20 protein-coding genes, 1 tRNA gene and 1 pseudogene are annotated in these 23490 nt (G+C 65.6%); 13 read left to right on the top strand and 9 right to left on the bottom strand.

The window, feature by feature from the left end:
* Positions 1-14: 14 nt before the first annotated feature.
* The 3 genes and pseudogenes from BH683_RS01315 to mfd all read right to left on the bottom strand — a co-directional run bounded on the left by BH683_RS01315 (position 15) and on the right by mfd (position 5659).
* Positions 15-1070, bottom strand: a complete 1056-nt coding sequence (locus BH683_RS01315) for an IS110 family transposase (protein WP_084834247.1) — start codon at positions 1068-1070, stop codon at positions 15-17.
* A gap of 255 nt (positions 1071-1325) precedes the next feature.
* A pseudogene (locus BH683_RS01310) lies at positions 1326-1967 on the bottom strand (MazG family protein); the annotation flags it as partial.
* A gap of 29 nt (positions 1968-1996) precedes the next feature.
* Positions 1997-5659 (bottom strand): transcription-repair coupling factor, encoded by a 3663-nt coding sequence (gene mfd, locus BH683_RS01305; protein WP_168186939.1) that lies wholly within the window; start codon positions 5657-5659, stop codon positions 1997-1999.
* A 152-nt stretch (positions 5660-5811) separates the two neighbouring features.
* Here mfd and BH683_RS01300 point away from each other — a divergent pair, with 152 nt between their 5' ends.
* From BH683_RS01300 to BH683_RS01285, 4 genes are read left to right on the top strand one after another with little or no spacing between them, the layout of a single operon-like run.
* Positions 5812-7350 (top strand): phospholipase C, encoded by a 1539-nt coding sequence (locus BH683_RS01300; protein WP_084834460.1) that lies wholly within the window; start codon positions 5812-5814, stop codon positions 7348-7350.
* A gap of 52 nt (positions 7351-7402) precedes the next feature.
* The gene (locus BH683_RS01295; RefSeq protein WP_084834459.1) at positions 7403-8296 is read left to right on the top strand and encodes an SDR family NAD(P)-dependent oxidoreductase; all 894 of its coding nucleotides are present in this window, start codon (positions 7403-7405) and stop codon (positions 8294-8296) included.
* Entirely contained in the window at positions 8293-8817 is a 525-nt protein-coding gene (locus tag BH683_RS01290; RefSeq protein WP_084834458.1) for a GNAT family N-acetyltransferase, read from the top strand. The genes BH683_RS01295 and BH683_RS01290 overlap by 4 nt, the downstream gene beginning before the upstream one ends.
* A gap of 56 nt (positions 8818-8873) precedes the next feature.
* Positions 8874-9656 (top strand): class III extradiol ring-cleavage dioxygenase, encoded by a 783-nt coding sequence (locus tag BH683_RS01285; RefSeq protein WP_084834466.1) that lies wholly within the window; start codon positions 8874-8876, stop codon positions 9654-9656.
* A 60-nt stretch (positions 9657-9716) separates the two neighbouring features.
* Here the strand turns inward: BH683_RS01285 and BH683_RS01280 are convergent, their stop codons facing one another.
* The 3 genes from BH683_RS01280 to fabG form a co-directional block, all read right to left on the bottom strand.
* Complete coding sequence (locus BH683_RS01280) at positions 9717-10343, bottom strand: TetR/AcrR family transcriptional regulator (RefSeq protein WP_210405141.1); 627 nt, start codon at positions 10341-10343, stop codon at positions 9717-9719.
* 166 nt (positions 10344-10509) lie between these two features.
* Positions 10510-10581 (bottom strand) — tRNA-Gln (locus BH683_RS01275).
* 67 nt (positions 10582-10648) lie between these two features.
* Entirely contained in the window at positions 10649-11404 is a 756-nt protein-coding gene (fabG, locus tag BH683_RS01270; protein WP_084834456.1) for a 3-oxoacyl-ACP reductase FabG, read from the bottom strand.
* 164 nt (positions 11405-11568) lie between these two features.
* Here fabG and glmU point away from each other — a divergent pair, with 164 nt between their 5' ends.
* Genes glmU through arsC form a run of 3 tightly spaced genes read left to right on the top strand, consistent with a single transcriptional unit; the run spans position 11569 to position 14388 of the window.
* Complete coding sequence (gene glmU / locus BH683_RS01265; protein ID WP_281492238.1) at positions 11569-13056, top strand: bifunctional UDP-N-acetylglucosamine diphosphorylase/glucosamine-1-phosphate N-acetyltransferase GlmU; 1488 nt, start codon at positions 11569-11571, stop codon at positions 13054-13056.
* Positions 13053-14033 carry a ribose-phosphate diphosphokinase gene (locus BH683_RS01260; protein WP_084834454.1) on the top strand — a complete coding sequence of 327 codons (981 nt, stop codon included), beginning with the start codon at positions 13053-13055 and terminating at the stop codon, positions 14031-14033. The genes glmU and BH683_RS01260 overlap by 4 nt, the downstream gene beginning before the upstream one ends.
* Before the next feature lie 13 nt (positions 14034-14046).
* Complete coding sequence (gene arsC / locus BH683_RS01255; protein WP_084834453.1) at positions 14047-14388, top strand: arsenate reductase (glutaredoxin); 342 nt, start codon at positions 14047-14049, stop codon at positions 14386-14388.
* Positions 14389-14401: 13 nt separating this feature from the next.
* Here arsC and BH683_RS01250 read toward each other — a convergent pair whose 3' ends face one another.
* Positions 14402-14860: a limonene-1,2-epoxide hydrolase family protein gene (locus BH683_RS01250; RefSeq protein ID WP_084834452.1), complete on the bottom strand. Its 459-nt coding sequence runs from the start codon at positions 14858-14860 to the stop codon at positions 14402-14404.
* A gap of 234 nt (positions 14861-15094) precedes the next feature.
* On the opposite strand from BH683_RS01250, the gene BH683_RS01245 reads away from it, so the two are divergent.
* Positions 15095-15727, top strand: a complete 633-nt coding sequence (locus BH683_RS01245; protein WP_084834465.1) for a 50S ribosomal protein L25/general stress protein Ctc — start codon at positions 15095-15097, stop codon at positions 15725-15727.
* Between the two features lie 8 nt (positions 15728-15735).
* Here the strand turns inward: BH683_RS01245 and BH683_RS01240 are convergent, their stop codons facing one another.
* The gene (locus BH683_RS01240) at positions 15736-16668 is read right to left on the bottom strand and encodes a DMT family transporter (protein WP_168186938.1); all 933 of its coding nucleotides are present in this window, start codon (positions 16666-16668) and stop codon (positions 15736-15738) included.
* Positions 16669-16735: 67 nt separating this feature from the next.
* Between BH683_RS01240 and BH683_RS01235 the strand changes: the two genes are divergently transcribed.
* The 5 genes from BH683_RS01235 to BH683_RS01215 all read left to right on the top strand — a co-directional run bounded on the left by BH683_RS01235 (position 16736) and on the right by BH683_RS01215 (position 21411).
* Positions 16736-17341, top strand: a complete 606-nt coding sequence (locus tag BH683_RS01235; protein ID WP_084834450.1) for a TetR/AcrR family transcriptional regulator — start codon at positions 16736-16738, stop codon at positions 17339-17341.
* A complete protein-coding gene (gene pth / locus BH683_RS01230) occupies positions 17338-17913 on the top strand; it encodes an aminoacyl-tRNA hydrolase (protein WP_084834449.1) in 576 nt (191 codons plus the stop codon). Before BH683_RS01235 ends, pth begins: the two co-directional genes overlap by 4 nt.
* Positions 17914-18010: 97 nt before the next feature.
* Complete coding sequence (locus BH683_RS01225; protein ID WP_084834448.1) at positions 18011-19027, top strand: beta-ketoacyl-ACP synthase III; 1017 nt, start codon at positions 18011-18013, stop codon at positions 19025-19027.
* Between the two features lie 147 nt (positions 19028-19174).
* Complete coding sequence (locus tag BH683_RS01220) at positions 19175-20767, top strand: peptide chain release factor 3 (RefSeq protein ID WP_246833133.1); 1593 nt, start codon at positions 19175-19177, stop codon at positions 20765-20767.
* Complete coding sequence (locus BH683_RS01215; protein ID WP_084834446.1) at positions 20767-21411, top strand: hypothetical protein; 645 nt, start codon at positions 20767-20769, stop codon at positions 21409-21411. Before BH683_RS01220 ends, BH683_RS01215 begins: the two co-directional genes overlap by 1 nt.
* 6 nt (positions 21412-21417) lie before the next feature.
* On the opposite strand, the gene BH683_RS01210 is transcribed toward BH683_RS01215, so the two are convergent.
* A complete protein-coding gene (locus BH683_RS01210) occupies positions 21418-23484 on the bottom strand; it encodes a neutral/alkaline ceramidase (protein ID WP_084834445.1) in 2067 nt (688 codons plus the stop codon).
* Positions 23485-23490: the final 6 nt, after the last annotated feature.

The raw sequence follows: 23490 nt of genomic DNA, 5'->3' as shown, positions 1-23490 counted from the left end.
AAGTTGCTCCTATGTCAAGCGGCGGCTTGTTCGGTCGGTGCGGGGTGCGTGTGGGCGTCGGTGGTGAGTCGTTGGTAGACGGTGCGGATGAGTCGTCGTCGCAGGCACCGTAGGGCTGAAGTTTTGGTGTCGTTGGCGGCGAGGCGGTTGCGGTAGTAGGTGTAGCCGTCGGAGTCTTCGAGGCGGATTTGGGTCAGGGCGATGCGGTGCAGTGCGGTATTGAGCTGTCGGTTGCCGTGTCGGGGTAGTCGCACGCGGCCGGCGCTGTTGCCGGACCAGACGGGGATGGGTGCTGTGCCGGCGTAGCTGGCGTAGGCGTCGGCGGAGCGGAAGCGGGAGATGCCGGCGGTTTCGCCGACGATTTTGCCGGCGGTCAGTTCGGCACAGCCGGGCAACTCGAGCAAGGTCGGCACCAGTTGGCGTACTCGCTTGCCGATCTCGGTGGCGAGCTTGTTGATCCGGGCTGTCAGCGAGATGATGTCGTCGAGTTCCGCGCGGGCGATGTCGGCGAGGAGGCTGGTGTGGTTCGCGAGATGGGTGGCGAGTATTTTTTGGTGCTTGTTCATGCTCAGCGACCGGGGTTTGGGAGCGTAGGCGGGATTGATCTCATGGACCCGCCACAGCAGTCGGTTGATTGACGCAGTGCGTTGGGCGACAGCGACTTCCCGGTAGTCGACGAGGAGCCGTAACTCGCGGGATTGGGGGTCGGCGCCAGCGGCGGGCAGGTCCGGTTCGCGTAGTACCGCTCGCGCCACGGCCAGGGCGTCGATGGGATCTGACTTGCCGCGGGTGCGAGCGCTGGAGCGGGCTTGGGCCATCAACTTGGTGGGTACGCGCACCGCGGTCTGGCCGGCGCCGAGCAGGTCGCGCTCGAGGCGGGTCGACATCTGCCGGCAGTCCTCGATACCCCACACCAGATCGCCACCGAACTCGGTGAGTGCCCAGTTGATCGCTGTGTGGTGCCCTTCGGTGGTGGCCGCAGAGGTGAGGTGGCCTAGCTTCTTGCCGACGGAATCGACGGCGACGAATGTGTGAGTGGACTTGTGTACATCGACTCCAACAACAACCATGGTGGTTGCCTCCTGATTCAGAAACAGGGACAGGGACGGTTGGGCCGGCCGGTGGGCAATCCTCAGTTGGGGGCGGTGCCACGCTCCTATCAAGCCACATCGGTCGGTCCATCACACCTGGTGTTGGCACAACTTTTGGAGACCAGACCTCACCCTTTGATGGTGATGCCGGTAGGCCCATCAAGAGCCAAACACCAGGTGATCAGGACCCAACCACCGCCAGAGCGGCAACACAAGAGTCACACTGAGGGCACATCATCGGGGCAGGTGGGTGCGCCAGAAGTCTGTGTTCTTGAGTTCACCAGGTGCAGCGGCGGTTTCGGCGATGCGGATCTTTGCCATGAAGGCGAGCACCGACCGGCGCAGCTCGTCTTCGACGCTGGGTCCGTCGGCGACCACTCGGATGTCGGTGACGTCCCGCGGCAAGAGATCGCGCGGAAAGCCGGTGGCGGCCAGACGTTCGAGAACCTTCTGGGCCAGTGCGAGCGACGGCTGGCCGGTTGCGATGCCGTCGAGCACCGACCCTCGCGCCTTCTCCGCAGCCTTGCGCGACTCCCACTCCTCGAGCTGCGTCTGCAGATCGATGTCGCTGCCGCTGAGTACGCCCTGGGTGCGCGCGGAGATCTTGGTGGTGAATGCCTGTGCCACATCATCGATGTCGAACGGTTCGTCGGCGCGGTCGGCGGCGATCCGGGCGTGGAAGAGCACTTGCAGAAGGATGTCGCCCAGCTCTTCGAGCAGGTGATCGCGATCCCCCGAGTCGATGGCGTCGAGCAGTTCGTAGGTCTCTTCGACCAGATAACGGCGCAGCGATTCGTGGGTTTGATCCCGCTCCCAGGGTCCGTCGCGCCGCAGCCGATCCATGAGCTCGACGGCCGCGAGCAACTCGTGACCGCTGGCCTTGACGTCACCGCCGGACTCGTCGGTCATTTCTTGCCGGCGGTCTCTGCGGTCGCGCCACCAGGCAGGCGCATGTTGACGGACCCGGGCGTGCGGCCGTCCACTACGAGCATGAGATCGGCGACCACCTGCACCAGATCGACGTCACGCACCCGTTCGCTGCCGATGCCGCCGGTCCGCGGTATCGGTAGTCCGACAACGCCTGTGGTGGCCCGATAGACGACACTCGGATACAGCCGTTTGAGTCTGATCTGCTGGGAATCGAGAAGTTTCAGCGGCGACACCTTGATCTGACTACCCGCGACCCCGATCTCGGTGACACCGAGTTCACGCGCGAGCTGCCGGAGCTTCGCAACAGAGACCAGGCGCGACACCTCGGGCGGCAACGGACCATAGCGGTCGACGAGCTCGTCGACGACGCCGGCGATTTCCTCGGCGGTGTCGGCGGACGCGAACTTCCGGTACGCCTCGAGTCGCAACCGGTCCGAGTCGACGTAGTCGGGCGGGATGTGGGCATCGACGGGTAGGTCTATGCGGACCTCGCGGTCTTCCTCGGCGGCGATCGGCCTGCCGTCGGCAGCGGCACGATAGGCTTCCACGGCTTCTCCCACGAGCCGGACATAGAGGTCGAATCCGACGCCGGCGACGTGACCCGATTGCTCTGCGCCCAGTACGTTTCCGGCCCCACGCAGCTCGAGGTCCTTGAGGGCCACCGCCATACCGGCGCCGAGCTCGTTGTTCTGCGCGATGGTCGCGAGGCGGTCGTACGCGGTTTCGGTCAACGGCTTGTCACCGTTGTAGAGGAAGTATGCGTACCCGCGTTCTCGGCTGCGGCCGACACGTCCCCGCAGCTGGTGGAGCTGCGAGAGCCCGAGGACCTCGGCGCGGTCGACGATCAGGGTGTTCGCGTTGGAGATGTCCAGACCGGTCTCGATGATGGTGGTGCACACGAGGACGTCGTATTCGCGATCCCAGAAGCCGGTGACCGTACGTTCGAGCAGATCCTCGCCCATCTGCCCGTGCGCCACGACGACCCGGGCCTCCGGGAGCATCTCTTTGATCTGGGCCGCGGTCTTGTCGATGGTGCTCACCCGGTTGTGCACGTAGAAGACCTGGCCGTCGCGGAGCAACTCTCGCCGGATGGCGGCCGCAACCTGCTTCTGCTGGTAGGCGCCGACGTAGGTCAGCACCGGATGACGTTCTTCCGGGGGCGTCAAAATCGTTGACATCTCGCGGATCCCGGCCATCGACATCTCCAGGGTTCGCGGGATCGGGGTCGCCGACATGGTGAGCACGTCGACGTGGGTACGCAGCGCCTTGATGTGTTCTTTGTGCTCGACACCGAAACGCTGCTCCTCGTCGACCACCACCAGTCCGAGATCTTTCCAGCGCACGCCCGAGGCGAGCAATCGGTGGGTGCCGATGACGATGTCGACGCTGCCGTCGGCGAGGCCGTCGATGACCTTGCGCGACTCCTTGGTGTCGGTGAATCGCGACAATCCCGCGACCGTGACCGGAAAACCCTGCATGCGTTCGGTGAAGGTGGCCAGATGCTGTTGCGCCAGAATGGTTGTCGGTACGAGTACCGCGACCTGCTTGCCGCTCTGCACGGCCTTGAAGGCTGCGCGCACGGCGATCTCGGTCTTGCCGTACCCGACGTCGCCGACGACCACGCGGTCCATCGGCACGGGGCGTTCCATGTCGGCCTTCACCTCGCCGATGACCGTGACCTGGTCCATCGTCTCGGTGAACCCGAAGGCATCTTCCATTTCACGCTGCCACGGGGTGTCGGGCTCGAAGGCGTATCCGGGGGCAGCGTGCCTGGCGGCATACAGTTGCACCAGCTCCCCCGCTATCTCCCGAACAGCCTTGCGCGCCTTGCGTTTGGTGTTCTGCCAATCGGAGCCGCCGAGTTTCGACAGCGACGGGGTCTCGCCACCGACATACCGCGAGAGTTGGTCGAGCGAGTCCATCGGCACGAACAACCGGTCACCCGGGTGGCCACGTTTGCTGGGCGCGTATTCGATCACCAGGTACTCGCGCCGGGCGCCGCCGATCGTCCGTTCGATCATCTCGACGAACTTGCCGATTCCGTGCTGGTCATGGACCACCATGTCGCCGGCCGTCAGCGCCAGCGGGTCGACCTGGTTGCGGCGCTTGGCCGGCAGTCTGCGACCGTCTTTGGCGCCCGTGACCCGCGCGCCGGTGAGGTCGGGTTCGGTGGCGATGACCAGTCCGGCGTCCGGCAGCACCAGACCCGAGGTCAGCGCGCCACGCAGGACGGAAACGATACCGGGCTCGGGCACATCGCCGGCCTCGGCCAGCTTCGCCGCGACGTCGGCTGCGCCGAGACGTTCGACGATGCGTTCGGCAGTACCTGCTCCGGCCGCGACGATGGCCGCGCGGTTTCCGGCATTGATGTGTACACGAAGGGCGGCAAAGGTTTTGGCGACCTCGCTGTCGTCGCCACGCGGGGCGGGTCCGGGCGCGAGAGTCAGTTCCGTACCGATTCCGATCGGGCTCAGGGTCCACCAGAGCCGGTCCGCCGAGACGGTCTGGGCGTGGACGTCGGTGAGTGACCGGTAGGCGCTGTCCTCGAGGTGCAGGACCTCACCGAGATCGATGGGCGCTTCCGCGCCGCCACCGGCCGCAGTCCAGGACGCTTCGAGGAACTCTGCTCCCGTCCGGGCCAGATCGGCGGCGCGGGTCCGGACCTTTTCCGGGTCGAGAACCAGGACGTGGGTGCCCGCGGCCATCACCTCGGTCAGCAGTTGCATCTGTCCGGGGACGAGCGCCGGGATGAGCGCTTCCATACCCTCGGTCGCGATTCCATCGGAGAGCTTGGTGAGCATCTCCACCAGCGGTCCGGTCGAACTCTTCTCGGCGTCGGTACCCGACGCCGAGACCCGCTCGGCGAGGTCGGCGGCACGCATCCTGACCCCGTCGGTGAGCAATAGTTCGCGGCATGGATGGATGTGGACCAGCTTCATGTCCACTTCGGGCTGGCTGCGTTGATCGGCGACCGAGAACGCTCGCTGTTCGGTGATCTCGTCACCCCAGAACTCGACGCGCACGGGGTAATCGGTCGTCGTCGGGAACACGTCGAGGATGCCGCCACGCACCGCGAACTCGCCGCGCTTGCCGACCATGTCGACGCGGGTGTACGCGAGCTCCACCAGCTTGGCGATGAGGTCGTCGAAATCGACGTCGGCACCCTCTTGCAGGGTGATCGCATCGAAATCGCCCAGGCCGGGCGCCATCGGCTGCACCAGCGAGCGGACGGTGGTCACCACGACCTTGAGCGGCGGGCCGTAGCTCTCCTCTTCGGGATGCCGGAGGCGATGCAGCACGCGCAGGCGCTGCCCGACGGTGTCCGCAGACGGGGACAGCCGCTCGTGCGGCAGCGTCTCCCACGACGGGAACTGACTGACCGTCTTACCGACCATGTCGCGCAGCTGCGCGGTCAGTTCGTCGGCCTCGCGGCCGGTTGCCGTGACCACGAGGATCGGGCCCGGTGCAGCTGCGGCCATCGCCGCGATCACGAACGGCCGGGCCGCAGGCGGTCCCACGAACTCTTGTTCCGGTGTTCCGAGCTTGGCCACGAGACCGGTCAGCGCGGCGTCGGACGCCGCGATCTGTGCCAGTCCCGACAGCTGTCCCGTGAAAAATGCAGCAGAGGGCCCAGTCACATCGACTAGTTTACGGGTGCCCGGTGACAATCGTTCACGCAGCGTGCTCCGGTCCGCCCCGGCACACGATCGCCCGAGGTCCCCAATCGCCGGTCACCCGGCCATCACCGGACCTACAGTTGTCGAGTTGCTCCAACCGAGGAGGCGCCACCGTGTCCACCAGCCCCTTTGCCGGAATGAACCGGCGCGAGTTCTTTGCCAAGGTCGCAGCGGTCGGCGGCACCGCATTCCTCGCGTCGTGGGCGAACCCGATCATCGATCGCGCGTACGCCGCCGATCCGGGCGGCTCCGGTTCTCTGGACGACATCGAGCACTTCGTGTTCTTCATGCAGGAGAACCGGTCGTTCGACCACTACTTCGGGACCCTCCAGGGCGTGCGCGGCTTCGATGATCCGTCCGACGCCTGGAAACAGCGCGGCTGGGCACCCAACGTCGGACCGACCAAGACCGGCTACACGATGCCGTTCCGCCTCGACACCACCCGCGGGCCGAGCCTGGACGGCGAGTGCATCAACGACCCCGATCATTCGTGGGCGGGCCTGCACGCCGCGTGGAACGGTGGTCGCAACGACGGCTGGCTGCCGATGTCGATCAACTCGGTGGGGCCTGCGAACGGTCCCGCGCTGATGGGCTACTACGAACGCGGGGACATCCCCGTCCACTACGAACTCGCCGACGCGTTCACACTGTGCGACAACTACCACGCCTCCGTGATCGGGCCGACGGACCCGAACCGGCTGTACTGGATGAGCGCCTCGATCGACCCAGACGGCGTCGCCGGTGGACCGCTCCTCGAGACGCCCACCCAGCTCCCGAGGTTCACATACTCGTGGCGCACCATGCCCGAGAACCTGCGCGACGCCGGAGTGAGCTGGAAGATCTACAACAACAAGGATTTCGGGCCATTGTCATCGGTGATCCTCGACGGCATGATGGCCTGTTTCACGCAGGCAGCCGACGTGAACTCCGAACTCAACCGGCGCGGCATCGTGCCGACCTACCCGAACGATTTCGCAGCAGACGTCGCCGCTGACACGCTGCCATCGGTCTCGTGGGTGGTCCCGAACCTTCTCGAATGCGAGCATCCGGCACTCCCGGCGGCGCTCGGCGCCGTGGGGATCGTGCAACTTCTAGACATCCTGACGTCCAACCCGAAGGTGTGGGAGAAGACGGCGTTGATCATCAGCTACGACGAGAACGGCGGATTCTTCGATCACGTCACCCCACCGACCGCGCCGGAAGGCACTCCGGGCGAGTATGTGTCAGTCCCGAATCTGAACTCGGTGGCGTCGTCCAAGGGCGTGCGCGGACCGATCGGCCTGGGCTACCGAGTGCCGGCATTCGTCATCTCCCCTTACAGCCGCGGCGGTCTCATTGCCTCCCAGACCTTCGACCACACCTCCCAGCTGCGACTGATAGAAACCCGATTCGGCGTCGACGTACCCAATCTGACCCCGTGGCGACGCAGTGTCACCGGGGACATGACGTCGGCGTTCGACTTCGCGGCATCGCCAGACGCGAGACGGCCACGGTTCAGCGACCCCGCGCCCAAAGTCGAGCTCGCGGCGGCACAGTGCGGACCGAACGTCGGCGCAGGTTTCGTGGGCTTGGGCTCGCCATATCCCGTGCCCGCCAACAGCATGCCGACGCAGGAACCCGGCAGCCGCCGAGCGCCCAGCGGAGTCGTCTGAGTCGATCGCGCCGCCGCGCCGCCGGGAGGACGACCTCCACTAAGCTGACGGCATGACATCACGCTGGTCGGCGGCGAACCTGCCACGAATGGACGGCAAGCGCGTCGTGGTCACCGGCGCGACCAACGGGATCGGTTGGGAAACCGCGCGTGGTCTCGCCCGAGTAGGCGCCCAGGTGGTGCTGGCCGTCCGGGATATCGAGCGGGGCAAGGAGCGCGCGGCCCAGCTCGCATCCGAAACCGCCGGGGCCCGTACCGAAGTGGTCGAGCTCGATGTCGCCGATCTGGCATCGGTCAGGCGATGCGCCGAGGGGCTGGGGCAGATCGACAGCCTCATCAACAACGCCGGCGTGATGGCACACGAACACAGCCAGACCGTCGACGGATTCGAGATGTGTTTCGGCACAAACTTTCTTGGTCCATTCGCTTTCACCAATCTCCTGCTGCCGAACATTTCCGATCGGGTGGTGATCGTCGGGTCGACCTCGCACAAGACCGGCTCGATCAGACTCGACGACCCTCATTTCGAGCGACGAGCGTGGAGCAGACCGAAGGCTTATTCGCAGTCGAAACTCGCAGACATGTTGTGGGCACTCGAGCTCGATCGCCGGCTGCGAGCGGCGGGATCTCGCGTGTCGACGGCGATCGCGCACCCCGGCTGGGCAACCACCGGCATCCTCGGACTCACCGGAATCGGTCCGATCGACAAGATCATCAAGGGAGCAGGAACCGTCCTGGCGAACAGCCCCGCCCAGGGCGCGGCGTTGACGCTGTACGCCCTCACACCCGACGTGCCCTCTGGTGCATATGTGGGACCTGACGGAAGGTTCGGACTGCGAGGCGGGCCGGTGTTGGTGGGGCGCACCCCGGCGGCCTGTGACTTCCGCACGGCGGGTCTGCTGTGGGAGCTCGCGGAGAACTCGACAAGCACCAGGTTCGCCCTGTGACCGTCACCATCCGTCCTGGCACGGCGCCCGATTGCGTCGCGGTGGCCGAGATCTACAAGTACTACGTCGACAACACCGTGATCACCTTCGACTACGACGCCCCGACTGCCGCGGAGTGGAAGATCAAGCGCGCCGACCTGCACGCCGCCCGGCTGCCGTTCCTGGTCGCCGAGGACGAAAACGGTGTGGTCGTGGGTTTCGCCTACGTCGGCCAGTATCGGGTGAAGCGGGCCTTCGACTGGACCGTAGAGAACACCATCTACCTCAGTCCCGACCACACGGGAAAGGGTTACGGCAAGGCGTTGTTGCGTAGCCTGCTCGACGCGGTGGCCGATACCTCGATCCGCAGGATCGTCGCGGTGATCGCGGACGTCCCCGACACCGGATCGATCGCTCTGCACGCCAAGGCGGGCTTCGAGGATGTGGGCAGACTCAAGCGGGTGGGCTTCAAGCACGGGATCTGGGTGGACTGCATCCTGATGCAATTCGACGTCGACGATTCGGACGCGCCACCGGTCTGAGCCGGGGCTCCAATCCATCGGGAATTAAACGGACCGCGGTCCGTGTTTGTATGATCATGTCCATGACCCGTATGCCCGCCCTGTATCTGAGCCACGGCGCTCCTCCGTTGGTCGACGATCCTCGCTGGGTGTCCGAGTTGCGACAGTGGTCCACGGACCTGCCCACACCGACGGCGATCCTGATCGTGTCGGCCCACTGGGAGTCCGCGCCGCTGACCATCGGCTCGACCGACCCCGCGGTGCCACTGACGTATGACTTCGGCGGATTCGCCGAGCGCTACTACCGCGTGCGCTACGACGCCCCCGGCGCCGTAGACCTCGCCGCGAAGGTCGCCGCGCTGATGCCTGATCGACAAGCGGTGCAGCATGATTCGCAGCGCCGACTCGACCACGGGGCATATGTTCCACTGACCGTCATGTATCCGGAGGCACAGATCCCGGTACTGCAGGTTTCGCTGCCGACGCTCGACCCCGAGAAGCTACTCGACCTCGGCCGCCGCCTACGGCCGTTGCGCGACGAGGGCGTGCTGATCGTCGGCTCGGGCTTCACCACCCACGGCCTGCCGTTCCTACGCGATTGGCGGCCCGACGCCGTGGCACCGACGTGGTCGAAGGAGTTCGATGCCTGGGCCGGAGAACGCTTCGCCGCCGGCGATGTGGATGCGCTGACCCGATTCAGGACCGAAGCCCCCGGCATGCCCTACGCTCACCCCACCACCGAGCACTGGTCGCCGCTGTTCGTGGCGCTCGGTGCCAGCGACGACGCCGAACAGGTCGGCAAGCAGGTCATCGACGGATTCTGGATGGGCCTGAGCAAGCGCAGCCTGCAGCTCGCCTAGCCGATCTTGGTGGGTTCCGGCGAGCGTTTCGCCAGGTCAGAACTGCCAGAACCCACCACTTCAGGCGTCTGGCGTATCTTCGTCCTGCCGCTCGTTAGGGCCCACGAGGTGTGGATCCTGCTCTAGGTGCATCAACCCGTTCCAGCAGAGGTTGACCAGGTGCGCAGCGACCACCTCTTTGGACGGTTCGCGGACATCGAGCCACCACTGCGCGGTTGCCGTCACCATGCCCACCAACGCCTGCGCGTAGAGGGGGGCCAACGCGGGGTCGCGGTCGCGGCGCTGGAAGTCACTGGCGAGCAGGTGCTCCACCTGACTGATCGCATCGGTCAACAGACTGGAATAGCGGCCTGAATCCCCCGAGGTCGGAGTCCCTCGCACCAGGATCTGAAAGCCTTCGGTGCGGTCTTCCATATAGGTCAGCAACGCCAGTGCCACCTGCTGGACGCGGTAACGGGATCGGTTCTTCGTCAGCGATGAGGTGACCATCTCGAGGAGCGTTTCCATCTCCCGGTCGACGACCACCGCATAAAGGCCTTCTTTGCCGCCGAAATGTTCGTAGACAACAGGTTTGGAGACCCCAGCCCGTTGAGCGATCTCCTCGATGGACGTGCCCTCGAAGCCACGCTCGGCGAACAGGCCCCTGGCGACCTCGATGAGCTGGTGCCGCCGTTGGGTACCGGTCATCCTGGCGCGTGGTGCGCGCTGGACTTTTTCTTCCTGCGCTGTGGGACGGTCGACTGTCACCAGAGTCCCTCCCCGCAAAGATCGTCCCCGTGAGCACCCACCGAGGGCATATAGCCCTCGGACACCCCTCAGGGGGACGATTTCAGGGCATCTGATCGGTGCTTTGCTCCGCCACCAGGACTCGAACCTAGAATACCTGAACCAAAATCAGGAGTGTTGCCGATTACACCATGGCGGATTGTGCAAAACGATTGTGCCACGAGTGGTGGATGCGCGAGAACACGCACCCACCACCCGCTTGCACATCAGTCTTTGGGGCCACCCGCAACGTAGATGACCTGGCCGGACACGAAGCCCGCACCCTCGCTGACGAAGAACGCCGCGGTGTTGGCGATGTCGTCGGGCTGGCCGACGCGTGCAACCGGGATCTGCGAGGCAGCAGCCGCTTTGAAGTCCTCGAACGGGACACCGACGCGTTCTGCGGTGGCGGCGGTCATCTCGGTCTCGATGAATCCGGGAGCGATGGCGTTCGCGGTGACGCCGAACTTGCCCAGTTCGATGGAAAGGGTCTTGGTGAAGCCCTGCATGCCGGCCTTGGCAGCGGAGTAGTTGACCTGTCCGCGATTGCCCTGGGCCGAGGTGCTCGACAGGTTGACCACGCGCCCGAACTTGGCGGCCACCATGTACTGCTGCACTGCGCGCGTCATCAGGAAGGCACCGCGCAGGTGCACGTTCATCACCGCGTCCCAGTCGGAGACCGGCATCTTGAACAGCAGGTTGTCCCGGGTGATGCCGGCGTTGTTGATCAGTACCGTCGGATCGCCGAGTTCCTTGGCGATCTTCTCGACGGCAGCGGCAACAGAATCTTCGTCGGAGACATCGGTGCCGACTCCCAACGCGCGGCCGCCGGCGTCCGTGATCGCCTTCACGGTGTCAGCGGTGCTGGCCTCGTCGAGGTCCAGGACCGCGACCGCCAGCCCGTCCGCAGCCAGCTTCTTGGCCACCGCGGCTCCGATTCCGCGCGCCGCGCCGGTGACTATCGCTGTTCTCTGCTCGCTCACATCAACTCCCTTGTCGAAGAAACCCGGATCTATCGCCGAAGACACCGTGGACAACTCGGGCCGATGCCACTGGCGAACCCCACCAGTTGTATCAAGCGCCCTCCGAAGGTGCGTAGGATCGGGCCGTTCCCCCGCTTCCAACCCGGCAAGGGAGTCCTATGTCCGTGGCGTCCAAGTCAGGGCCGACGGCCGTTCTCGTACTCGCTGCGGGCGCCGGCACCCGCATGAAATCGGCGACCCCGAAAGTTCTGCACGGAATCGGTGGGAGGTCGCTGCTCTCTCATGCTCTGCACGCCGCCGCCGACATCGAGCCCGATCACCTGGTGGTGGTCGTCGGCCACGACCGCGAGAAAGTGGGCGCGGCCTGCACAGATGTCGCTGCCACCCTCGACCGGGAGGTCCTGACCGCGGTCCAGGCGCAACAGAACGGCACCGGTGACGCCGTGCGGGCGGGCCTTGCGGCATTGCCCGATGCCTTCGACGGCACCGTCCTCGTCACGGCCGCCGACGTCCCGCTGCTCGACGGGCCCACACTGCGTGACCTCATCGCCTACCACACCTCTTCGCCTCCGGCGTCCGTCACGGTGCTGACCTCGACAGCCGCCGACCCGACCGGGTACGGCCGCGTGCTGCGCACCCAGGACGGCGCGGTGACCGCGATCGTCGAGCAGAAGGATGCGACCGAACAGCAACGCCGGATCACGGAAGTCAATTCCGGGGTCTACGCATTCGATGCCCGCACCCTGCGCAGTGCGCTCGCAGAGTTGTCCCCTGACAACGCCCAGCACGAGCTCTACCTCACCGACGTGATCGAGATCGCGAACCGCCACTCGAAAGTGGTGCGCGCCAAGCACATCGTCGATGCGGCGCTGGTGGCCGGCTGCAACGACCGACTGCAGCTCTCCGATCTCGGCGCTGAACTCAACCGGCGCACGCTGGCCCGTCACATGCTGGCCGGCGTCACGATCATCGACCCCACCAGCACCTGGATCGACGTCGACGTCGCCATCGCGACGGACGTCACGATCCTGCCCGGGACACAACTGCACGGTCGGACGAGCATCGAGACAGACGCCCGCATCGGGCCGGACAGCACCCTGACCGACGTCACGGTGGGCGCGGGCGCAACGATCATTCGCACGCAGGCCAGCGAATCGGTGATCGGTTCCGGTACCCAGGTGGGACCGTTCGCCTTCCTGCGGCCCGGAAGCGTGCTCGGGGACGAGGGCAAGATCGGCACCTTTGTCGAGACCAAGAACTCCGACATCGGCCGGGGCGCGAAAGTGCCCCACCTGACGTATGTCGGCGACGCGACCATCGGCGAGGGCACCAACATCGGCGCGTCCAGCGTCTTCGTGAACTACGACGGCGTCAACAAGACCCGCACCGTGATCGGAAAGCACTGCCGCACCGGTTCGGACACCATGTTCGTCGCCCCACTCAACGTCGGTGATGGCGTCTACACCGGAGCAGGTACGGTTTTGACGCAGGATGTGCCCGCAGGCGCCTTGGCGATCTCCGGCGGCAAACAACGAAATATCGACGGCTGGGTGCAATCCAAGCGACCCGGTACGCCCTCAGCCCGGGCCGCTGCCGAAGCACTCGACGCACAAGTCACCGAGAACACGCAACAAGAAAGAGACACCCAGTGACCTGGACCACGACTGACAACCAGAAGAGCCTGATGCTGTTCTCTGGTCGCGCACATCCCGAACTCGCCGACGCCGTCGCGCGCGAGCTCGACATCAAGGTGACCCCGCAGACGGCGCGGGACTTCGCCAACGGCGAGATCTTCGTGCGCTTCGAGGAGTCGGTCCGTGGTTCCGACGCCTTCGTGTTGCAGAGTTGCCCGGCGCCGCTGAACAAGCACCTGATGGAACAGCTGATCATGATCGACGCGCTCAAGCGCGGATCGGCCAAGCGCATCACCGCGATCCTGCCGTTCTACCCCTACGCCCGCCAGGACAAGAAACACCGTGGCCGCGAACCGATTTCGGCACGTCTCGTCGCCGATCTCCTCAAGACCGCAGGCGCCGACCGGATCATCACCGTCGACCTGCACACCGATCAGATCCAGGGTTTCTTCGACGGTCCCGTCGATCACATGCACGCCCAGGGACAGCTGGCCGAGTACGTCAAGGACAAGTACGGCACCAAGGACATCACCGTCGTCTCCCCCGACTCCGGCCGTGTGCGCGTGGCGGAGAAGTGGGCCGACGCCTTGGACGGCGCGCCGCTGGCCTTCATCCACAAGACCCGTGATCCCCTGGTGCCCAACCAGGTGAAGTCGAACCGTGTGGTCGGCGACGTCGAAGGCCGCACCTGCGTGCTCATCGACGACATGATCGACACCGGCGGCACCATCGCCGGAGCGGTCCGGGTTCTCAAGGACGCCGGCGCCGGCGACGTCGTCATCGCGACCACGCACGGCGTGTTCTCCGACCCGGCCGCGGAGCGTCTCGCCAACTGTGGCGCCCGCGAGGTCATCGCCACCGACACCCTGCCGATCGGCCCGGACAAGCAGTTCGACACCCTGACCGTTCTCTCGATTGCCCCCCTGCTCGGTCGCACCATTCGCGAGGTCTTCGAAAACGGTTCGGTGACCAGCCTTTTCAACGGAAACGCGTAGGAGCCGAAGCCCGATGGCCGCGACGATCTATCACAACCCCAAGTGCTCGACCTCGCGCAAGACCCTGCAGCACATGCGAGATGCAGGTGTCGAGCCGACGATCGTCAAGTACCTGGAAACGCCGCCGAGCCGAATCGCACTGGAGAAGATGATCTCCGACGCCGGCCTCGACGTGCGCCAGGCGGTCCGCAAACGTGAGGCACTCTACAAAGAACTCGACCTCGCCGACGCCACCGACGACCAGTTGCTCGACGCGATGGCGACCAATCCGATTCTGATCGAACGGCCTTTCGTCGTCACCGACAAGGGCACGCGGCTCACCCGGCCGGTCGAATCGGTCGACGAGATCCTGTAGTCCGCGCGAAGATTCAGCCGATCGACGCGACTCCGGTCACGGTCGGCTTCGGCAACGGTTTCTGAGTGCCCGGCAAGGCAAGGGCGACCAACCCTCGCAGCGGCGCCTTGACGAAGAACTGGAAGAAGTCGAAGTAGTCACGCCAGACGGTGATGAGTCCGTCGTGCACCTCGAACCGGCCGCAGACCCAGAACTGCAGCCGAAATCTGCCGACGCTGAGTTCGTCGATCCGTTCTGTCAGCACGACCGAGCCGTCTGCCGTGACGTTGATGAACTGGACCCCGAAGCCAACCCGCGGATTCTCCATCACCTTGAAGAACTTCGCGACGCGTCGTTTGCCGTGAATCGGGGCGAACCCGACGTTGGTGTACGCGATGTCGGGGTCGACGTAGGTCAGCGCGGTCGTCGGGTCGTCGAGCGCCAGCGCCTCGAGGAACAGTTGCGAAATCTCTGCGGGGGACTTTTCTGCCATGGCCGCGACGCTACTCGATGGCGTCGCAGGCAGGCGGATTCCCGCTGGTAGGACCGGGCGATTAAGACTATTTGCCCTGGCGCGGTATAGTTTGGCCCGTTGTCTCGGCGAGGGTGACCTGATGTCACCGTGATCGGCGCGGCGTGGTCTTCCTCTCAGGGTGGACTGTGGCTGTCACCGACGTATGCCGTGACCCGCAGACCCCAGACCCGCATCACCCGAGGAGACACCATCATGGCAAATGCCAATCAGGCCAGCGTTATCAATGTTTCGCTCCGCACCGAGAGCGGCAAGGGTGCCTCGCGCCGCGCCCGCCGCGAAGGCAATGTGCCAGCCGTTCTCTACGGCCACGGCTCGACCCCCCGCCACCTGCTGGTCCCGGCCCGCGACTTCGCGGCCGTCCTGCGTAACAACGGCCTCAACGCCGTCGTCGACCTGAAGATCGAGGGCGAAGGCGAGCAGCTCGCGCTGACCAAGCAGGTCGACGTGCACCCGATCCGCAACTACATCGAACACGCCGACTTCGTCGTCATCACCCGCGGCGAAAAGGTGACCGTCGAGGTCGCCATCGTGACCGAGGGCGACGCCGCTCCCGGCAACCTGGTCACCCAGGATGCCAGCTTCGTGGAGATCGAAGCCGACGTGCTCTCGATCCCGGAGCAGATCGTCGTGTCTGTCGAAGACGCCGTCGCCGGGTTCTCCGTCACCGCTGCCGAACTCACGCTGCCCGAAGGTGTGACCCTGGTGTCCGATCCCGAGACGCTCATCGTGGCCGTCAACGAGGCCCAGAAGGCCGAGACCGAGTCCGACGCCGACCCTGAGGCTCCGGCCGAAGAGGGCGAAGAGGCCCCCGCCGAGAGCGAGTAGTCACTGCGTCACTCACGCACCAACTCCGGTCCGCGCACTTCGGTGTCGCGGGCCGGAGTTCGTTGTGGCGCAGTCTGCTGGTCCGCTGACTGCGCCCGTCCGCCGATCAGTTTGATGGCGACACCGACAGCGCTCACCGCCACGCCGACGATTTCCCATGGCCCGATGGGGTCACCGAACATCGGCCAGGCGATGAGGATCGTGGCCGGCGGGACGAGCAGCAGAAGGGTGCTCGCGTGCATGGGGCCCGCTTCCCTGTTGACCCACATGTAGGCACCCCAGCCACCGAAGGTCGCGAAACCGACCGCCCAGGCCAACGACCACGCGAAATCGAAGGTGATCGGCGGAACCGTCTCTCCCACAATGGCATTGACGATCCAGAAGATGACGGCGCCCACCACGCATTGCACCGCGAGAGCAGCGGCCATCGGCTCGCGAGATGCGATCCGTCGTTGCGTCAGTGTCCCGCTGACCAAGGCGAGCATGCCGCCCACGCACATCAGGTAAGCCCACCACGGGGCGCCGCCGGAATTCATCTTTCCTCCGACGACGAGCCCGACTCCGACGATGCCGACGGCAAGCCCGAGCCATTCGCGGGGCCCTATCCGCTCACCGAGAACCGGTACTGCGACGGCCGCGACGACCAGTGGTTGTAGCGAACAGATGAGAGCGGTGATCCCGGGACTCAGACCCGCACCCACCGCAGCGCTGATGGCGCCGAGGTAGAGCCCCTGCATCACGACTCCGAGACCCACCTGACGCGCGATCCCGGCGCGGGTGATGCGCAGCTGCCTGACCACGCAGAAGCCGATCAGCAGAACGGCCGCCACCGCGAACCGGCAACTGAGCAGCATGTGCCACGACGAATACCTGGCCGCCATCTCGGCGCCCAGGTACCCCGAGCTCCACATCAGAACCAACAACACCGAAGCCTTGAACATGCCAACAGGTAAACACACCGGTCGGTATACTTGCAGTGTATTTTTCTGGCGATCAGGAGGAACCACCGTGAACGCTGCCGCAACACTGTCCTTGCCCGTCGAAGCCCCGATGACCCCGGCCGCCGAACGCATTTTGTCTGCGGCGGGCACGTTGTTCTATCGCCACGGGATTCGAGCAGTCGGCGTCGAGTCGATCGCCGAGGCCGCCGACACCACCAAGAAGACCATCTACGACCGGTTCGGCTCCAAAGACGGGTTGATCGTCGCGTATCTACACCGACGCAGTCTGCGCTGGCGCACGCTGGTCCTCGACGCCATCGCCGACAAGGCAGTCGGCGCCGAGCAGTCTCTTGCAGTGTTCGATGCCACCGATCAGTGGATGGCGTCGTGGGGTCGCGGCTGCGGTTTCGTCAACGCGTACGCCGAGCTCGGCGGCACCGAGCACCCCGGTGTCCCGATCATCGTCGAAGAGAAGACCTGGGTGCGTGATCTGTTCGAATACACCTGCGCCGCAGCCGAATATCCGGATCCCGCCTTTCTCGCGGGCCAGCTCACCCTCCTCCACGAGGGCAGCATCGTCGCGAGAACGGCGGGTGCACAACGCGACGCCGGGGACATCGCCCGACGCACCGCGCAGGTCTTGCTCGGCGTGGATGACAGAATGGCCGCGTGACCGATGCGATCGTGATTGTCGGCCTGGGAAATCCCGGCAGCCGATACGAGAAGACCCGCCACAACGTGGGGGCGATGGCAGTCGATCACCTCGCAGCCAAGCTCGGAGAGAAGTTCAAGACCCACAAGAAGTCCGGGGCGCAGGTCGCTGTCGGACGGCTCGGTGGCACGTCTGTGGTCCTGGCGAAACCGACGTGTTTCATGAATGAGTCCGGTCGCCAGGTGGGCCCTCTGGCCGCGTTCTATTCGACGTCACCGGAGTCGCTGATCGCCGTGCACGACGAACTCGACATCGATTTCGGCGCGGTTCGGCTCAAGCGCGGTGGCGGCGAGGGCGGTCACAACGGGCTGAGGTCGATCTCACAGGCTCTCGGCAGCAAGGACTACCTGCGGGTCAGACTCGGAGTCGGACGCCCGCCGGGTCGCCAGGATCCCGCCGACTTCGTCCTCAAGCCTTTCTCGACCACCGAGCGTCCGGACGTGCCGCTGCTGCTCGAGAACGCGGCCGATGCGATCGAATTGCTGATCGGCCGCAGTCTCGAGGACGCCCAGAATCAAGTCCATGCATGGTGACCTGCTCGCAGATTTCGCCGTCGCTCTGAACTAACCTGTTACAAGCTGTGCCGGCCGACCGATACATCGTGCAAGCCGCAATGAAAAGAGGAACGCTATGCCTGTCATCGCTGACAAGACCGGAATCAACAACGTCGGGATTCTCGGAATCGGCGCCTACCGACCGGACCGCGTTGTCACCAATGAGGAGATCTGCGAGCAGATCGACTCCAGCGATGAATGGATCTATACCCGTACCGGCATCAAGACCCGCCGGTTCTGCGCGCCCGAGGAATCAGCCACCACGATGGCCGTCGACTGCGGCCGTAAGGCCATCGCCAACGCCCTGATCAGCGGCTCGGACATCGACGCCGTCATCGTCGCGACCAACACCCACCTGCTGCTGACCCCGGCAGCCGCGACCGCTGTCGCCACCGCGCTCGGCGCCAACGGTGTACCGGCGTTCGACGTCACCGTCGGTTGCGCGGGCTTCGGCTACGCGATGGGCCTCGGCGCCGACATGATCCGCGCGGGCAGCGCCACCAATGTGCTGGTCATCGGTTCCGAGCAGCTCTCGGTCACCCTCGATCCCACCGACCGCAGCAACTGCTTCATCTTCGGCGACGGCGCGGGCGCAGTGGTCCTCGGTGCAGCCGAAGAGCAGAGTGTCGGCCCGGTCATCTGGGGCAGTGACGGCTCGCAGTACGACGCGATCCGCCAGGACATCGACTGGATGACCTTCCTCAACGGCGACCGCAAGCAACGTCCCTACCTCCGCATGGAGGGCACAAGCGTCTTCCGCTGGGCAGCCTTCGAGATGGGCAAGGCCGCGCAGCGCGCACTCGATGCCGCGAAGATCGACGCCAAAGATCTCGACGTCTTCGTCCCCCACCAGGCGAACTCACGGATCAACGAACTCCTCGCCCGCGGCCTCAAGCTGCGCGAGGACGCCGTCGTCGCGAACGACATCGAGTACACGGGCAACACCTCCGCCGCGTCGATCCCGCTGGCCATGGAAGACCTGCTCTCCCGCGGCAAGGCAAAGCCCGGCGACACCGCGCTGCTCCTCGGCTATGGCGCCGGGCTCAGCTACGCAGCGCAGGTCGTCAAACTCCCGCCGGTCCCCTTCGAGTGACCTCGGCCGCCGCGGGCGCTGTCGTTGTGGCACGCTCGGCGGCGGTTTTGGCACGCTCGGCGGATTAGTGCCTGCTCGGGGTAGGTCTGTAACCTTGCCCGAGTGACTGATGCTGCTGCTACCGGATCCACGGCCGTTCGTTCGGTCGTGGCCCGCGAGGTCGCTCGCCGGCGCACCTTCGCGATCATCTCCCACCCGGACGCCGGTAAGTCGACGATGACCGAGGCGTTGGCGCTGCACGCACGCATGATCAGCGAAGCCGGCGCCATCCACGGCAAGGCCGGCAGGCGCTCCACGGTCTCCGACTGGATGGAGATGGAGAAGGCGCGCGGTATCTCCGTCAGCTCGACCGCCCTGCAGTTGAACTACCGCCTCGACGGCCCCGACTCCGACGACATCACGGTCATCAATCTCGTCGACACACCCGGCCACGCCGACTTCTCCGAGGACACCTACCGGGTCCTGACCGCGGTCGACGCCGCGGTGATGCTCATCGATGCCGCCAAGGGCCTCGAGCCCCAGACCCTCAAGCTGTTCCAGGTCTGTCGGCACCGCGGGATCCCCATCATCACCATCGTCAACAAGTGGGACCGGCCGGGTCGGACCCCGCTCGAGCTCATCGACGAGATCTCCGAGCGCATCGGCCTCACCCCGACCCCGCTGTATGTCCCGGTCGGTATCGCCGGTGACTTCAAAGGCCTGCTCGACCGGACCACCGGTGACTACATCCGCTTCACCCGTACCGCAGGTGGCGCGACCATCGCCCCCGAAGAACTCCTCGATGCCGACGCGGCACTGGAGAAGGAGGGTGACGACTGGATGAACGCGGTCGAGGAGAGCGAACTCCTCTCGGAGATGGGCCAGGACCACGACCAGGAGATGTTCCTGGCCGGTCAGACCTCGCCGATGATCTTCTCCTCCGCGATGCTCAATTTCGGGGTGCGTCAACTGCTCCAGACCCTGGTCGAACTCGCGCCACCCCCGCAGGGCCGGGAGGCCATCGACGAGACCGTCCGCGAGGTCACCGACCCGTTCAGCGCCGTGGTGTTCAAGGTCCAGGCCGGGATGGATTCCTCGCACCGAGACCGACTGGCCTACATGCGCATCGTGTCCGGCGAGTTCGAACGCGGCATGGTCGTCACGCACGCCCAGACCGGTAAACCCTTTGCCACCAAGTACGCGCAGGCGATGTTCGGCCAGACCCGAGCGACCGTCGACACCGCGTACCCGGGCGACGTCGTGGGTTTGGTGAACGCCATGGCCCTCGCGCCCGGCGACACCCTGTACGTCGACACCAAGGTGCAGTACCCGCCGATCCCCTCGTTCGCGCCCGAGCACTTCTCGATGCTCCGCGCCGAATCGGCAGGTAAGTACAAGCAGTTCCGCAAGGCCATCGATCAACTCGACTCCGAGGGCGTTGTACAGGTGCTGCGCAATGACATCCGCGGCGATGCCTCGCCGGTCCTGGCTGCGGTGGGACCGATGCAATTCGAGGTCGTGACAGCCCGGATGAAGACCGAGTTCGGCGTCGACACCAGTTTCCAGCCCCTGCCCTACACGCTGGCGCGTCGCACGGATGCGACCAGCGCGGACGAACTGGGCCGTCAGCGCGGTGTCGAGGTGTTCACACGCTCCGACGGCGCGTTGCTGGCCCTCGTCAGCGACAAGTGGCGCCTGCAGTACATCGAGAAAGAGCACAGCGACCTCACCCTCGAACCGTTGGTGGCGACGGCGGATTGATGATGCGGCTCGGCGTCATGCGCGTGGCAGCCGCGGTGGTCGCCGGCGGGCTGGTCCTCGGCGGGTGTGGTGATCGGTCGGAGCCGCCGGAGTCGTCAGGGGCCTCGTCCTCGGATCTGGCCCCGGCGCCGTCGCAGGCCCCCAACGCAAAGGTCGCCGGCAGCGAGTGCGGCCGCGAGCCCCCGAGTGCCGCAATCGATCACAGTTTGCAGGACTTCGCGTTCGGCAAGGGGGCGGCGACGGTACTCGTCAGCGGAGCGGCCGGTCAGGCCGACTGCTACAGCTTCGGGCGTTGGGGCAATGCGGATCCGGCGGTGCCGCTCGACAGTTTGCTGTTCCTCTTCAAAGGACCGGCAGCAGACGGCGTCACCATCGACATGCTTGTCGGGGACCTGACCGTGGCCACCCGGGTCAATGCTCGGGTGGCGATAGCGCTGGGCGACAACACGTTCCAGGGAGACAGCTGCTCGATGACGATCACCGCGCTCTCGGCCGAGGGCGTCGCGGGCAAGTTCATCTGCCCTACCGCCACCCGGGTCTTCGGCAATCCGTTTGCGCCTCTGGACGACGCCGAACCCGAGCCGACCCAGTCCGCACCACTGCCGACCGTCGCACTGTCGGGTTGGTTCACCACCAGTCGTTGAGCGCGCTCAGGCGGTGACGTCGAACGCTCGCGACGTTCCGGTGAACCCGGCGACCTGTCCCGCCGAGTTCTTCCGGTCACCGAAGTACCGGATCCGAAAGGTTCCCGAGGTACCCACCGGAATCGCCCAGAGCACCTTGATGATCGACGCGTCGAGGCTGCCCGGTGGGCGTGACCAGTGCAACTCCGTCGACCATGAATTGTCGTCGAACACCCGGGTCCAGCCGTCGCCCGTACGCTGCTCGACCTCGAGGTAGGTGTCCGACCGGCGCAGGTTGTTGTTCGGGTGCGCTCCGACGAACTCGGCGACCGCGCTCTCCCCCGCGCGATACGCGGGTTTCGGCGCGGTGATCACGTCACCGAACCGGCGGCCTGCCACCGGCGCATCGGGTGGAGGCGGCGGCACCAGATCCGGCTGGATGCTCGACTTGTCCAGTGGCGCGGGGCCGTGGCCCAGATCGGTTCCGCGCGCCAGCGCACTCGCCAGCTGGTCGAAACTCTGCATGTACGCCGGCAGTGTCCACCGCCCGAACTGCGTCTCGCCGCCCTCGTACTGTTGCGACACATATTCTTCGGGCGTGGTGACGTACTGGCTGTACCCATTCGCGAAGCCCTGCAGCAAGACATTGTCCAGAGGCACCCGGAGCGCGTTCGCGACCACCCGTCGCACCCGCAACCCGGACACGATGGTGAACTCCGCTGGTGCTGCCGCAAGCACCAGATCGCCGATCCGCATGATCTGGACGGGCATGACCTGCGGAATCCACGGCCAGGGCGGCAGCAGACCGAGGGGAAAGGCGACCAGCTTGGGGGCCTGCACGTCCCGTATCCACGGCGAGACGGGTGCGTCGAGTCCGCCCAGAGCTGCAACCAGCGGGTTGACCTGACCTTCGTAGAAGAACGGCAGCGGTTGCTCGAAGTTGTCTTCGGTGCTGGTGGCGACGGCACCGGCGCCCATCATCGCCGGGCTGGTCCTGGCCGCCTTGCCGTCGGGGGTGTACGAACCGTCGATCGCGACGTCGGAGAAGTCCACGTAGTGGACAACGGAGTCGACACCGGCGCGGGTCATCGCCGAACTGTCCGCGAGTGCCGCGCGTCCGGCCTGGTACTGACGCTCGCCGATGATCGCGCAATTCGCCCTGTTGTCCTTGGTGGGGCCGGAGGGACTGAACGGCACCAGGTTCAGATTCGGCGACATGTCTCCGGCGTTGGTCTGCGGAAACGCCGCCACCACACCGGGTTCATCGGATTCCCACCGGTGACTCGCGTAGCCCTTGTTGTCGACCGTGATCAATCGGTTGTGATCGGCGATGGATGTGCCGTGGGTCGAGAACCAGGTGATCACCCCGATGTCGTTGCCGCCCTGGGCCAGCCGCAGCACTGTCACGGCCGGATCCACCGCACCCGGGAACACTTTCTTGTCCTCGGGGGGATTGTTGTCGAAGGCAGCTTTCGAGCGCTGGGCACTGGCATTGTGTAACTCGCTGCGGCCCAGGCTTATCGTGCCGGGCGCCAACGACTCGTGAGCCCGGGCGATGGCCTCGACGATGCCGCTCACCTCGGCGTCGTACGAGTTCTTCTTGAATCCGAATGCTGCCAGCGAATATGCGTAGTCCCAGGCCGTTCCACCACACGAGTTGTGATTGTGCGTCGCATTGAGGTTCACATTGGCCTCTGTGTAGAGCGCACCATATCTTTTTCTCAGCGCGCGCAGCACCCCGAGATGGATCGACTCGAACAGGCACGCCGAATCGGCGGTGACGAAGGCGACCCGATTGCCCGTGGCGCTGTCGACGATGATGAAGGCCCGCGCCCAGTACCGCATGTGCAGTCCTTCTGCGATCTGCTGGGGCTGCGAGTACCCCATCATTCCCTGTCCTGCAACGGCTCCGGTCATGTCGGCCCGTCCTGCGCCCACCAGGTAACCGGCGGACGCCGCGCTCGCGAGGCCGGGCGCGCCCAACCCGATCACGCTCGCCGTCCCGGCGACAACGGTACCGGCCGCCGCCGCACCGAGTAGCTTCCGTCGCGAGATCTCCGGCCCGAGCGCCTCTGTCGATCCGACACCGTTCATCGTCGT

It is taken from the genome of Williamsia sp. 1138 (genome assembly GCF_002095435.2).
Classification (GTDB): Bacteria; Actinomycetota; Actinomycetes; order Mycobacteriales; family Mycobacteriaceae; genus Williamsia.
This window is presented reverse-complemented; position numbering and strand designations above follow the sequence as displayed.